The following is a 12,267-nucleotide window of genomic DNA, read 5'->3' as shown; positions in this document are numbered from 1 at the left end:
TGTCTTTTAAATAAGACAAACTCTTTTTCGCTTTGGTGGGCGATGAGGGATTCGAACCCCCGACCTTCTGGGTGTAAACCAGACGCTCTAAACCAACTGAGCTAATCGCCCGAAAATATTTTCGGTTTGGTGGGTGATGAGGGATTCGAACCCCCGACCTTCTGGGTGTAAACCAGACGCTCTAAACCAACTGAGCTAATCACCCGCTTTCTTTAAGCTGGATGCAAATATAGTAAGCTTTTTGATTTCAGCAAGGCTTTTTGAGAAATTTTTAGAAAAAATTTCAGCAATTAAATAGGCACTTCCTAAAACGAGAACCACATCGTTCTCTTGTGCGTTTTCTAAGGCGTTGATATAAGCTTTTCTAGGGTTTGTGTAGCTAGAAAAGCGTAATTTTTCTGCTAAAGCAAATTTTTCAAGATTTTTTAATGACTCGCTTCTATTAGTACTGATTTCTGTTAAATAGTAATGCGCTTCTTTGGGAAGAAGGCTAAAAATAATTCCCGAATCTTTATCTGATACATTTCCCCAAACAAGATGAAGTTGTTCGTATTTCTCGTTGGAGAGTTTTTTTAAGGCTGCTTTAACGCCATTTTCATTGTGCCCCATATCAAAAATAGAAATGGGTTTTGTTTCCAGTTTTTGCCACCTTCCAGGAAGAAAAAATATATTTTGAGATTCTTGAAGTCCCTTCGTGATACTTTGGTTAGTGAGCATTGTTAAATCCTCTTGAATCCATTTTAAAGCAGCAAAAGCAGTTTGTGTATTGCGTTTCTGGAAATCTTCCTCTCCACTATAAAATTCTGTTTCTTGAGTCACAAAATCCGATGCCCAACGAAGATCTGAATTTTGTTGAGAGGCAATTTCACGTATTTTTTGATCAACCTCACCTAATTGCTTTTCTCCTTTTAAGATTTTGCCATTTTTCTTGATAATTCCCGCTTTTTCGATGGCAATTTTTTCAAGTGTATTTCCTAGAATATCTGTGTGATCTAGTCCAATATTGGTAATAATACTCAACAAAGATTTTGAATGAAAATTAGTAGCATCAAGTCTTCCACCTAAACCCGTTTCTAAAACTAAAACTTCAATCTTTTGCTTGACAAAATAATGCATGGCTAGCCACAAAGTAATTTCAAAAAAGCTGGCTTCATGTTTTTCTAAAAACTCCTTGTTTATGTTTATTAAGTCTGTTATTTCTTTTTCTGGTATATAGTTTCCATTAATTTGGATACGTTCTGTAAAGGATAAGAAATGCGGACTTGTGAAAAGACCTGTTTGATACCCAGAGTACGCTAGTGCACTTGCAATCATGGAAGAAGTTGAGCCTTTTCCATTGGTTCCTGCAAGATGTATAATGGGAATTTTTTCTATTTCTGGAAGAATGGGTGCTAATAAAGATCTAATTTTCTCTAAACCGGGTTTAAAGGCTGTTTTTCCTTCTTGCTGAAAACTAGAAAAACGATTGAACATCCAATCGCAACAAGCTTGATAATTCATGAAAAATTTAGATGGTATTGAAGTGATAGACAATAAAACCTCTTTCGTTTCCTTTTGCTTTAGGATTAGCGGTCCACTGGGTGTTCATGGCAGCATTATAAGCTTCTTTTCTAAAGCAATCTGAATGGTATTTTGAGCCTTCTATTCCCGCTCTTGCAAAAACAGTTTTACCATTCGGACTTACCACTATTTCTACAACAATTACGGCATTTCCTTGACATTTGTAAGGTGGTCTAGAGTTGGAAATAGGCTTTCTGTTTCCTACAAAAAAACCGCTATTATTTCCTTTTCCAGTTTTTGCAAAATTGGCAGATTTTTCTTGATCACCATTATGTCCTACAGCACCAGATAATACATTTACCTTATCTGGAGAAACACTTTTTTGGGTGTCATTGGTAAACTCGATATCGTCAAAGAGTTTGTTGTTCTTCTCTTGTTCTTTTTTCCGCTTTTCTTCTTTCTTCTTTTTCTCAAGTGCAATGGTTTCTTCTGCACTTAATATTTTTTGTTTATCAGGGCTTGTTTCTTGTGGCTGGGTGACTTTTTGAGATTTATTAGAGAGGTCATCTGCAATTTCATCGGGTTTTGCGTGGTGTTTAGATTTCTCGGGTGTTCCCACAAATTCTACAGCAATTCCGCCAAATTGTTCTTCATGAACTTCTTTTTCAAAAGTAAACCACCAAAATGTCATCAAGACCAATGAATGAACAAGAACGGTAAAAATCCAAGCGATATATTTATTTTTCTTGGTTTTCATTCTTATTGCTTTTCTTGATATTCTGTAGCAATCACCATTTTGATCTGGTTTCTATTGGCAATGTCCATTACTTTTACTAAATGATCCACAAGTGCTGTTTTATCAGATCTTATGACTAAATTTCTTTTACTATTATTTGCTTCAAGTGCTTTTAATATTTCGTTTTCAAGGGATTCTTCATCCACTTTTGTATCATTAATAGAAAAACTTCCATCAGGGTGAATGCTCACAGCTGTTATTTGATTTTCTACCTTATTGGATGTTGCTGAAGGTAATTCTATCTCCAATGCATTTATACTTACCAAAGTGGAGGTGAGTATAAAGAATATAAGTAATAAAAAAACCAAGTCCGTCATGGAACTCATTGAAAAACTTGGACTAATTTTTTGGTTAGATCGTACTCCCATAGTTTTTATTTCTTTGGAATATCAGAAAAATCATCACAAGCTGTTTCTAGCGTGTAAGCTACTTTATTCATCTTTGCGGCTAAATTATTATAGGCAATATAGGCGATAATTCCCACAATAAGACCTGCAACAGTAGTGGTCATGGCTGTGTAAATTCCATTAGAAAGCATATCAATTTTTATTTGACCACCAGCAGATGCCATTTTATGGAAAACGACAATCATTCCAATAACAGTTCCCAAAAATCCCAACATAGGCGCTGCTCCCGCAATGGTAGCGAGTGTAGGAAGTTTTGATTCCATTTTTTGCACTTTCTGATTGGCTATTTTTTCTAGTCTGTTTTCTAAAACTTCTCGGTCTTTGTCTAGGTGTTTGATACCTTCTGAAAATACTTCTGAAACTAAAGATTCATTTCTATTACAGAGCTCTTTTGCTGCATCTATTTTTTGATCTTCTACAAAATCTTTAAAAGTGAGAATAAAGTTTTCATCTCTTTTTTGTTCTTTTCTAATTGCCAGAAAACGCTCAATATAAATATAAACTGTAATTACAGAAAGAATAAATAGAATGAGCATGATGATTTGTCCGCCAATTCCGCCATTTTGAATTAATTCTATAATTGAAATTTCCTGTTCTACAGGAGTAGGAACTTCTGTTAGGGCTACTTGAGCTTGTTGAATGCTATCTTGAGGCATAATTTTAAACGTTCGATTTGTAAATTTTGAATACTCAAAGATAAGGGATTAATAGTAATAATGAAGATTTTACTAAAACATCAAAGACTTAGGGTTCTTTTCTGAAGAATTTTAAGGAGAAATTAGGGAAATCAAGGCTTGAAATTTTTACTATATTATTTTTTTTAAGAGGCTTATGCTAGGTGGCTCAAGACTTCCTTTTCATTTGTGTTAGTTTTTAAAAAAATATATTGGTATTTTTTGTGAGATATCATGAAAATATTATTTTTGTGAAATACAAATAGATTTTAAAGTATTGTATTTGTATAAATTAATATGGTGTTGAATAGGAATTAATCTCTGAAAAAAAATATAGCTTTTGTTATGTTTTCAAGGGTTGAGGAACGATTTTACATGAATACTTAGTATAAACCATTGTGCCAATATAATCAATAGAATGACAAGAGAGACGACTAATGTTATGAGGTATTTTATCGATAATTTACTTCCAATAGCTTTGAGGGATAATAAATACTTTATGTATCCCATGTTTTACCTATGGTTTAAGGGGAAAAATGTAAACCGACTAATGGAGTTTAAGAATAATCTAGAAAATATCACTGATGAAGAATATACGGATTATTATAAGATTTATGAATCCTTGGGTACAGGAAAGAGACCAAGTGATTTAAACAATAAATCTATTGATTTTCTTTTTGATCATCTAGAAAATGATAAAGACAAAAAGATTTTGGACGTTGGTTGTGGTAATGGATATATTCTTTCTTTATTAAAAAAAGAAGGTTACCGAAATCTAACAGGTTGTGATATTATTAAGGAAATGGAAGATGAAGAAATTAATTTTGTTCAGGGTGAAATTACCAGACTTCCATTTGAAGATAATGAATTTGATATCGTGATGTGCAATCATGTTATAGAACACATTATTGATAGTTCTAAGGCTATTGAAGAACTCAAAAGAATTTGCAAGGGAAAATTGATTTTAACCACACCGAAGCAAAGATATTTTAAATACACTTTTGATCTTCATGTGAATTTCTACCCAGAAAAAATGAATCTTCTTGCCTTAATGAATTATGATAATTATGTGTGTGAAGAACTTGGTGGAGATTGGTCTTTTGTGGGGTATCATTAGAACGAAACGTAAACTTAGTTTTTCAGTTTTTCTACAAAATTGGAAGTAGAACTCCCAGCTACAAAATCTAAAGTAAGTACTTGCCCTCCGTGTTGGGTAACGGTTTTGTAACCAACGATTTTTTCTATTTCGTAGTCGCCTCCTTTTACTAAAATGTCTGGAATGAGCGCGTCAATTAATTTTGTAGGAGTTTCTTCTTCAAAAAGAACAACGGCATCTACAAAAGAAAATGCCGCCATAGTGAGTAATCGATCTATTTCGGGTTTAATCGGTCTGTTTTCTCCTTTAAGGATTTTTACAGAAATATCAGAATTTATGGCTACAATAAGTTTGTCTCCCAGTTCTTTGGCTTGAGCCAAATATTGTAAATGTCCACGATGAATGAGATCAAAGCAACCATTGGTGAAAACCACTTTTTTATTTTGTTTTTTCCAAGATTGCCTTCTGATAATCAGTTCTTCTAGTGTGTAGATTTTATCCTTCATGTTCTTCATCAAGGATTTTTTCTCTGTTCATTACTGTAATCAGGAAAAAGGAAAGTCCTCCTAGAACCAAAAACATAAGTGTTTGTGCACCCCACATTGCCCATCCTAAAGCCGTTCCCGCCGTTTCTGGAACGCCATAGTTTAGTAATACCGTTGCAATAGCTATTGGGTATGCTCCCAAGCCTCCTGTGGAAACTACCATGGCAATTCCTCCAGCTGCAAATGCAGTAATAATGGCACCAAACCCGATATTTGAAGTCTCAGGAATGGCGTAAATAGATACCCAAAACATCGCGATATATAATCCCCAAATGATAAAAGTATGCAATAAGAAATAGCCTTTATTTTCCATTTTCCAAATAGAAAGTAAGCCTTCCCAAATACCCAATAAAAACTCTTTTATTTTGAGTAAAATACCCTCTTTTGCTTTAGAAATAATTCTCCAACCAACAATAGCGACAATAAGCCCTACAACAGCAATTACGCCAAGAAGAACGGGTGAACTCTCAGAACTTTCTTCTTTGGGTTGAATGGTTTGGATAATAATATCAAATTGTACCAAAAAGACAATTCCAAGGGTTACTAAAAGTAGAACCATATCTACTACACGTTCGGCAACTACTGTCCCTAAGGTTTTATCAAAAGGATTGTTTTCTGCTTTAGAAAATACGGCAACTCTAGAAACTTCTCCCGCTCTTGGTATTGCTAGGTTTACGAGATAGGAGATAAAGACTGAAAATGTGGCATTTTTCAAGGTGAAATTTGCCCCAATTGCCTCTAAAGAATATTTCCATCTCCAGGCTCTCGAAATATGACTAAGGATCCCTATAAAAACAGAGAGTCCTAGCCAAAAATAATCAGCATTCTTAATGGAGCTAATAACCGATTCTTTATCAGCCTTCGACATATCTTTTACAGACCACCAGATCAGAAAAACTCCAAGGAGTAGAGGAAGGATTATTTTAAGCGCTTTTTTCACGATTTTCTATTTTTGTTTGATTTAAATAAAATTCAATTCCCAAATATAGTTCAAACTTTCCATAAATTAAGTGTTATAGAAACAAAGAAACTGTATAGAGAATGTAAACTAAAGTGAGTAAACCACCCGAAACTCTTCCTATTTTATTTTGTTTATTCAACACAATAGTAAGAAGAAGTAGAATGGCAATACCCATCATCCAAGCCCAATCAAAAAGTTGCGATTGAGAAGTAATAGCGATAGGAGTTACTAAAGAAGTGAGTCCTATAACAGAACCAATATTAAAAATATTAGAACCAATAAGATTTCCCACCGATAGGTCTTTTCTTCCTTGATATGCAGCTACTAAGGAGGCCGTTAATTCTGGAATGGATGTTCCAAATGCCACGACGGTTAAAGAAATCACTCTTTTTGAAATCCCGACATCAGCAGCAAATAGTTTTACTTGGTCAATTAGAAGTTCTGAACCGTATTTTAAACCCACAATTCCTATAATTAAATAACTTACACTTCTCCACATAGGATAGATAGTTCCTTCGTCATCTTCTTCCATTGGGTTTTTCTTTACCGACACAACCATAGAAATGACATAGGCAAGGAGTCCCGCGAAGAGTATTCCTCCTTCTATGCGAGATATATTGTTATCGGTGTACATAAAAACCCCAAAAACAACAGAAAAAAGTGCCATTATTAACCAATCAAAACGGTAAACTCTTTGTTTTACAATGATGGGAAATATTAAAGCTGTAGGCCCTAAGACAATAGAAATATTGGCAATATTAGACCCAATAACGTTTCCGATAGAAATATCGCTATCGCCTGCCCAAGCGGCTTGTAGGCTTACAAATAATTCGGGGGCTGAAGTGGCAAAAGAAATAACCGTTAAACCCACAATCATCATTGGGATTTTAAGTTTCAATGAAATTGAAACAGCTCCTTTTACAAGAATATCACCCGCAAAAATGAGCATGGCGAGGGATAAAATAATGAGTAATAATTGTATCAAAATAGATTATTTTCTTGGAATGGTGTTTTTTACTTCTTGCTCAATCTTCTTTTTGATGTCTTGCATATCGTTTTTTACCTCATTAATATCCTTAACAATTCCGTCACCTTCGCCTTGCACTTCATTCATTCCTTTTTTGATTTCATCAGTAATGCTATTTTTTGCATCATTAATTTTTCTCAATCCTTTTCCAAGAGAGCGAGCGAGTTCAGGAATTTTCTTAGGTCCAAACATAAATAGAATCACCAAGATCACTAAAATAAGTTCTTGTGTTCCTAAAAAGTTTAGCAAAAGTGGAAATCGTACCATAATTTTTTTGGTGGTTTTTGCAAGGCAAAGTTAGCAAATGAATCTCAGACCTTATACTTTTGCCACAACTGATTGAATTCTTCTTGGAAATCATCAATCATTTTGGGGTGTTTTACAATAATGATATTTTCGTTATTGTACAATTTTGCCGATCGAGTCCAGTTATAGCTTCCTGTGAGAAGTTCTTTATGATCAAAAATGGCAAATTTATGATGCATGTGGTTGTCAGTTCTATCAAAACGAACAGTAATTCCTGCTTTTTCCAGATCATAAATATCAGAACCTTTGTCAAATTGTTTGTCATTATCCGTTAAGATTCTTATGTGAACGCCTCTTTTTTTGGCTCGGATAATCTCTTTACTAATATCGTTGTCGGATATGGTAAATACGCAAATATCAATCTGTTGTTTTGCTTTTTTTATTGATTGGAGTATGAGTTCTTGACATTCATCACTAGGGCTAAAAGCTACTCGGTATTGGTATCCTGAAAAAAGGACATCAAGTGTATCAAGAATGCGTAGTTTTTGAATTTCAGTGTAGTTTTCTTTTTCAAAAATGCTTACCAAAATTTCATTTTTCTTGAGATGGGCAACTTCCTCTACTTTTTTCTCCCAAGACTGAAAAAACCACTTTTCTTTAAGTTCTCCTACGGCAAGTTTGTGTAAATCTTCAATGAGTTGATCAAACATATTATATAAAATTATTGATAGAGTCTTGAACAAAAAGTATTCTCCATACTTTGGCTTCTTCCGTGCTGATAGATACTCCTTTTAGTACACTAAATTCATTGTTTTTTTCGATAACTAATAAGCCTTTTGCCTCTTTATTTAAGGGTATTTTTTGGAGCCAAAGATAACTACCATCTCGAATACTGAAATCTTCAGGTCGTTCCATATTGGGTTGAAGCTTACAGCAGGCATCTACCATTTCTAAAAAGGAAAAAGGACGCACTTCAATTTCAGTAAAATTCATGCCGTTTTCAGAGAATAGAATAGACTTCAACAAAGGATCAGAAGTCGGTTCTATTTCTTTTCTTTCAAAAGAAATAATCGGTGTTTTTTCAGAAATTTCTTCTGTTTTTGGTGGGCTTTGCAGTTGGGTATTATTCTGTTGGCTATTGCTTTCCTTTACTTCAAAAATATGATCAATAGTCATTTGAGAAAGCTGTTGTTGGTCAGGATTTTTGAAGGCTAAATCTATGGAAATTAAATCATCTAGGCTTACATTGAAGTAGGAAGCAATTTTTTGTAAAAGCTCAATTTTTGGTTCCGATCTTTCTTCTTCATAAGAGCCTACACTTGCTCGTGTGATCGCAAAGATATTAGCAAACTCTGTTTGACTAATTTGTTTTTGCTTTCTAAACCATTTGATATTTTTTCCTATATAGCTCATTTTATCTAAGTCTAATTCTCATACCAGGAGTTACGCCTTCACCAGGTTCAATGTCGTTCATTTTTCGGATTCTTTTAATCCACACTCCAAATTTTTGAGCGATATTATAAATTGTATCGTTTTCTTTTACATAATAATATTTAGTATGTGCTTTCCGTTTTTTAGGTCTTACATACACAAACTCATTTTGTCCATAAACTGGCGAAATCGTAACTTCATTATATCTTTTTAGTTCAGAAACCCATATATCATGCCTTTTGCTAATGGTTTCAAAATTGTCACCTTCAACTGTAAGGATAAATGTTGCTCCATTTTTATGGATGAAACGCTGGTAATATTTATTCTCGAGTTTTTTCTCTTGAATAGTTGGTTTAGTTTCAACTTTAATTTCTTTTTTGGCTTCTTTTTCCTTTTTCACAGTCTCTACTGCAATGAGAATATCATCTTTTGGTTGAGGAGTTTCTTCTTTAGGCTCTTGTATTTGTTTCTCTTTTTTTGTGTTTGACACAATGGGATCTTGCCATCCTTTTGGTTTTGTAGAAACAGTTCCTATATAAGCCAAAAAATCTTCTCCACTACTGTATAGATTAAGTTCGTCTAGCTTATTTTTCTCGATGATATCAATGAGTCTATATGCGTATTTTTTATCGGTAGCATATCCTGCTTTTTTTAAGCCTTTTGCCCAAGCTTTATAGTTGGATTTTTTATAGTCGAACAAAAAAGCATAGCGTTTATTTTTTCTCAAGAAATTAGAATGATCTTTATAAGAGTCTAAAACGCTTTCATATACTCTAAAACAATCGTTTTTTTTATCATCGTCATGAAAAATCACCTTACCTTCGTAAGTTTTTTTACATTTAATGCCAAAGTGGTTATAGGCTTCTTTTGCTAAAAAGCTTTCTCCAGAATTGGATTCTAATATTCCTTGAGCTAAGGTAATACTAGCTGGTACACCAGAGCTCCTCTCTTCCTCTAAAGCAAAATCAATAAATTGTTTTATGTATCGCTTATGTTTTATTTCTGTTGTTTGGGCAGCAGATAAAAAACTCACTCCAATAGTCAAAATTATTACACATACAAGTCGCTTCATTACCCAGAAATTCTATTTTTTTTGCAAGTTAATTATACCAATTAAAATTCAAAGGATTTTTTTTGAAATTTGATTGATTTTTAAGCTATTTATCTTATCGCATTTGCATAAAATAAAGGGTGTTTAATCCTTTTTTGAGTGTTTTTTTGATGAGAAAATCTTTTTGATATACAGAGGGGATAAGATCTAATGGACAATACATGGTATTCAGAATAAGGTTTCCTTGTTTATTTAAACACTTATGTAAATAGTGTACAAATTTATTACTGAATATCATGGGATGAACTAAGTGGTCTACAAATAAGTCAATGATGATATGATCAAATTTTTTGGAACTGTTTTTAAGAAATTCTTTTGCATCAGACTGAATGATTGTGCTTTGTGTATCTTGAATGATTTTGGGTTGGTATTCATTAATCCAATCAATGATAATATTCTCATTTTCAACACCTGTAACTGAATTATTGAGGAGTTTTTCCTCTCTAATAATTTCCCAAATAGATCCCATTCCAAAACCCAATATTAAAATTTCATCTTCGGGTTTAAAAGTATAATCTTGTAATGCTTTTTGAAAGGTTTTCTTTAATTTCCCACCAGAATAATTGGTATTTGCGGTGTAGAGTTTTACCTTTCCAGCAGATAAATAAAGCGATAATTCGAATTCATTTTGATCTATTTGTTGTTCCAATAGAACAGGGAAAAGATAAGACTGAATTTTCTTAAAAAGTGCCAAGTGCGATGCGTTTACAGTTTCCTAAACTTAATTTACCCTTTCCGTCATTGAAGATTAAAGAAGTGGACTCTAATCTTGAGGTGTGGGATATAGTGCGACAAAAGTATATCATTTTGACACCCGAGGAATGGGTTCGACAACATTGGATTCATTTATTATACCATTCTTATGGTTATCCTATTGGCTTAATGCGTGTAGAAAAATTAGCAAAAAGTTTGTCAACTAGAGGCTTGCGTTTCGATATGATTTGCTGTAATAGGCAGGGAGAAAATTTGATTTTATTAGAGCTAAAAGCGCCTCATATTCCGTTGAATGATCAGGTATTGATGCAGGCGATGGAATATGATTCTGCTCCATTAATTATTTTGTCAAATGGTATGGAGCATCTTCTTTATCAGTGGGATATGAAAAGAGGAGCTTATGAAAAGGCTGAAAAACTCCCTCATTTTGAATTATTAAGATAAAAAAAAACAGCCTCTTTCGAGGCTGTTTCAATCTATCGTTTCAAGTTCTTAATAATTTTATCTATTGATTTGTTTATGTTCGTACACTCAAAATAACTCGCACAATTAATATGTATTTTTTTTATTATTTATTTTGATAGATTAGATTGATTATTTGAATTATTATCTCATAGCCTTTCCACTTGGCTTATTGTCAGCGATTTTATTTTCCATATTGTAAACCGTTAGTGGCATTCCATCAGCTGGAGCTGTTCCTATTAAAGGTTTCATAGAGAAAGGAGCTGGACTATTGTCTGGTACTGGTTCTATAGAGATTACAATGTTTTTACCAAGAAGACTAACTGGGAAGTTTACTCCATTTGGAGCATTTTTTACAAAATCTTCACCAGGGAAATTTGGAGCAACTCCATTTCCTGAGAAATCTGCACTCATATCAGCTGAATCTACCTTTGTGAATGTTCCTGTAGATAGTGGTTTACCGTCTACAACTGCCCAACCTTCGTATGCCCAACCTTGTGGTAAACTAGGTAGATCTAGAGAACTTGCCATCATATTTCCACTTGGTTGTAGAAACCATACTCCGCTTAGTTCATTGGTGCTGTCAGTGTCTGTAGGTGTTGCAAATAAATATTTCCCTTGAGAAGTAGAAAAATTATTTGCCAATGCAGCTGAGTGATCAATGGCTAGGTTTGCAATATCATTAGAGAAATCACCTGCTAATATTCTAGTTGCCGTAGGGCTCGGGTCGTTATCTGGTTTAGGTTCTATGGTTAGAACGTAGGTAGAAGCCTTTTCTATTTGCTCTGCATCGAGTGTAAACTCTGATTTAGACATGTTTCCATTGTCATCTACAGTAAATACCCCTGCTGAAACAGGTTTTCCATCTACCATAATCCATCCTTCATACTGGGCATCATTTCCTAAATTAGGTAGATTGGTAAAATTCAATTTTAGATTACCTTCTTGTTCTTTTGTTTCAATTTCATCTTTTGTACAAGAACTTACAACTACTCCTGCTAGTATTAGGCTAGCTACTAGTGATTTTATTAATTTCATATTTTTTTGTTAATCTATCTCCTTAATGAAAAGGAGAGGGTTTATAAGTGCTTCAAAATTAAAAAGATATAATAAGATAGCGTTGTTATATTCGTTTATTGGAGTTTATATGAAGTCCATCGTTAATTATTGAGCTTTTATTTGTTGTTTTTTATATCAAGATGCATGTTGTGATTTTTTGAGGAGGCTAATGTTTGTTTTATTAAGACAAAAAAAAGACTGATTAGTGGTTAGTTAATCAGTCTTTTATAAATAAGTA

General features: G+C 33.6%; 15 protein-coding genes and 2 tRNA genes. 2 read left to right on the top strand and 15 right to left on the bottom strand.

The window, feature by feature from the left end; translation table 11 throughout:
• Nucleotides 1-33 precede the first annotated feature (33 nt).
• From N4A45_04205 to N4A45_04180, 6 genes are all read right to left on the bottom strand, one after another.
• Nucleotides 34-111: transfer RNA gene (locus N4A45_04205), tRNA-Val, on the bottom strand.
• 16 nt (nucleotides 112-127) lie between these two features.
• Nucleotides 128-205: transfer RNA gene (locus N4A45_04200), tRNA-Val, on the bottom strand.
• Complete coding sequence (locus tag N4A45_04195) at nucleotides 196-1,500, bottom strand: Mur ligase family protein (GenBank protein ID MCT4664419.1); 1,305 nt, start codon at nucleotides 1,498-1,500, stop codon at nucleotides 196-198. The genes N4A45_04200 and N4A45_04195 overlap by 10 nt, the downstream gene beginning before the upstream one ends.
• Nucleotides 1,501-1,507: 7 nt before the next feature.
• Entirely contained in the window at nucleotides 1,508-2,257 is a 750-nt protein-coding gene (locus N4A45_04190) for a hypothetical protein (GenBank protein ID MCT4664418.1), read from the bottom strand.
• Between the two features lie 2 nt (nucleotides 2,258-2,259).
• Complete coding sequence (locus N4A45_04185; protein ID MCT4664417.1) at nucleotides 2,260-2,664, bottom strand: biopolymer transporter ExbD; 405 nt, start codon at nucleotides 2,662-2,664, stop codon at nucleotides 2,260-2,262.
• Between the two features lie 5 nt (nucleotides 2,665-2,669).
• Complete coding sequence (locus N4A45_04180; GenBank protein MCT4664416.1) at nucleotides 2,670-3,359, bottom strand: MotA/TolQ/ExbB proton channel family protein; 690 nt, start codon at nucleotides 3,357-3,359, stop codon at nucleotides 2,670-2,672.
• Nucleotides 3,360-3,819: 460 nt separating this feature from the next.
• Between N4A45_04180 and N4A45_04175 the strand changes: the two genes are divergently transcribed.
• Nucleotides 3,820-4,494, top strand: a complete 675-nt coding sequence (locus N4A45_04175) for a class I SAM-dependent methyltransferase (GenBank protein ID MCT4664415.1) — start codon at nucleotides 3,820-3,822, stop codon at nucleotides 4,492-4,494.
• A 14-nt stretch (nucleotides 4,495-4,508) separates the two neighbouring features.
• On the opposite strand, the gene rfaE2 is transcribed toward N4A45_04175, so the two are convergent.
• The 8 genes from rfaE2 to N4A45_04135 form a co-directional block, all read right to left on the bottom strand.
• Nucleotides 4,509-4,988, bottom strand: a complete 480-nt coding sequence (rfaE2, locus tag N4A45_04170) for a D-glycero-beta-D-manno-heptose 1-phosphate adenylyltransferase (GenBank protein ID MCT4664414.1) — start codon at nucleotides 4,986-4,988, stop codon at nucleotides 4,509-4,511.
• Complete coding sequence (locus tag N4A45_04165; protein MCT4664413.1) at nucleotides 4,969-5,958, bottom strand: flippase-like domain-containing protein; 990 nt, start codon at nucleotides 5,956-5,958, stop codon at nucleotides 4,969-4,971. Before N4A45_04165 ends, rfaE2 begins: the two co-directional genes overlap by 20 nt.
• 73 nt (nucleotides 5,959-6,031) lie before the next feature.
• The gene (locus tag N4A45_04160) at nucleotides 6,032-6,964 is read right to left on the bottom strand and encodes a calcium/sodium antiporter (GenBank protein ID MCT4664412.1); all 933 of its coding nucleotides are present in this window, start codon (nucleotides 6,962-6,964) and stop codon (nucleotides 6,032-6,034) included.
• A 6-nt stretch (nucleotides 6,965-6,970) separates the two neighbouring features.
• On the bottom strand, nucleotides 6,971-7,273 hold the full coding sequence (locus N4A45_04155) for a twin-arginine translocase TatA/TatE family subunit (GenBank protein ID MCT4664411.1): 303 nt from the start codon (nucleotides 7,271-7,273) through the stop codon (nucleotides 6,971-6,973).
• Nucleotides 7,274-7,317: 44 nt separating this feature from the next.
• On the bottom strand, nucleotides 7,318-7,962 hold the full coding sequence (locus N4A45_04150) for a phospholipase D-like domain-containing protein (GenBank protein ID MCT4664410.1): 645 nt from the start codon (nucleotides 7,960-7,962) through the stop codon (nucleotides 7,318-7,320).
• Between the two features lies 1 nt (nucleotide 7,963).
• Nucleotides 7,964-8,665: a helix-turn-helix domain-containing protein gene (locus N4A45_04145; GenBank protein ID MCT4664409.1), complete on the bottom strand. Its 702-nt coding sequence runs from the start codon at nucleotides 8,663-8,665 to the stop codon at nucleotides 7,964-7,966.
• Nucleotide 8,666: 1 nt separating this feature from the next.
• Nucleotides 8,667-9,755, bottom strand: coding sequence for a glucosaminidase domain-containing protein (locus N4A45_04140; GenBank protein MCT4664408.1), 1,089 nt, complete (start codon nucleotides 9,753-9,755; stop codon nucleotides 8,667-8,669).
• Between the two features lie 94 nt (nucleotides 9,756-9,849).
• Nucleotides 9,850-10,488 (bottom strand): hypothetical protein, encoded by a 639-nt coding sequence (locus tag N4A45_04135; protein MCT4664407.1) that lies wholly within the window; start codon nucleotides 10,486-10,488, stop codon nucleotides 9,850-9,852.
• A 5-nt stretch (nucleotides 10,489-10,493) separates the two neighbouring features.
• On the opposite strand from N4A45_04135, the gene N4A45_04130 reads away from it, so the two are divergent.
• Nucleotides 10,494-10,952 carry a type I restriction enzyme HsdR N-terminal domain-containing protein gene (locus N4A45_04130; protein ID MCT4664406.1) on the top strand — a complete coding sequence of 153 codons (459 nt, stop codon included), beginning with the start codon at nucleotides 10,494-10,496 and terminating at the stop codon, nucleotides 10,950-10,952.
• Nucleotides 10,953-11,114: 162 nt separating this feature from the next.
• On the opposite strand, the gene N4A45_04125 is transcribed toward N4A45_04130, so the two are convergent.
• Nucleotides 11,115-12,008, bottom strand: coding sequence for an anti-sigma factor (locus N4A45_04125; protein MCT4664405.1), 894 nt, complete (start codon nucleotides 12,006-12,008; stop codon nucleotides 11,115-11,117).
• Nucleotides 12,009-12,267: the final 259 nt, after the last annotated feature.

This window comes from Flavobacteriales bacterium, assembly GCA_025210805.1.
Lineage (GTDB): Bacteria > Bacteroidota > Bacteroidia > Flavobacteriales > CAJXXR01 > JAOAQX01.
Note: the sequence above shows the minus strand (reverse complement) of the source record. Positions and strands in the feature narration are given on the sequence as shown.

Coding starts and splice junctions, on each gene's coding strand:
- N4A45_04195 (MCT4664419.1), bottom strand. CDS start 1,500: ATGAATTATCAAGCTTGTTGCGATTGGATGTTCAATCGTTTTTCTAGT.
- N4A45_04190 (MCT4664418.1), bottom strand. CDS start 2,257: ATGAAAACCAAGAAAAATAAATATATCGCTTGGATTTTTACCGTTCTT.
- N4A45_04185 (MCT4664417.1), bottom strand. CDS start 2,664: ATGGGAGTACGATCTAACCAAAAAATTAGTCCAAGTTTTTCAATGAGT.
- N4A45_04180 (MCT4664416.1), bottom strand. CDS start 3,359: ATGCCTCAAGATAGCATTCAACAAGCTCAAGTAGCCCTAACAGAAGTT.
- N4A45_04175 (MCT4664415.1), top strand. CDS start 3,820: ATGAGGTATTTTATCGATAATTTACTTCCAATAGCTTTGAGGGATAAT.
- rfaE2 (MCT4664414.1), bottom strand. CDS start 4,988: ATGAAGAACATGAAGGATAAAATCTACACACTAGAAGAACTGATTATC.
- N4A45_04155 (MCT4664411.1), bottom strand. CDS start 7,273: ATGGTACGATTTCCACTTTTGCTAAACTTTTTAGGAACACAAGAACTT.
- N4A45_04150 (MCT4664410.1), bottom strand. CDS start 7,962: ATGTTTGATCAACTCATTGAAGATTTACACAAACTTGCCGTAGGAGAA.
- N4A45_04145 (MCT4664409.1), bottom strand. CDS start 8,665: ATGAGCTATATAGGAAAAAATATCAAATGGTTTAGAAAGCAAAAACAA.
- N4A45_04140 (MCT4664408.1), bottom strand. CDS start 9,755: ATGAAGCGACTTGTATGTGTAATAATTTTGACTATTGGAGTGAGTTTT.
- N4A45_04130 (MCT4664406.1), top strand. CDS start 10,494: ATGCGTTTACAGTTTCCTAAACTTAATTTACCCTTTCCGTCATTGAAG.
- N4A45_04125 (MCT4664405.1), bottom strand. CDS start 12,008: ATGAAATTAATAAAATCACTAGTAGCTAGCCTAATACTAGCAGGAGTA.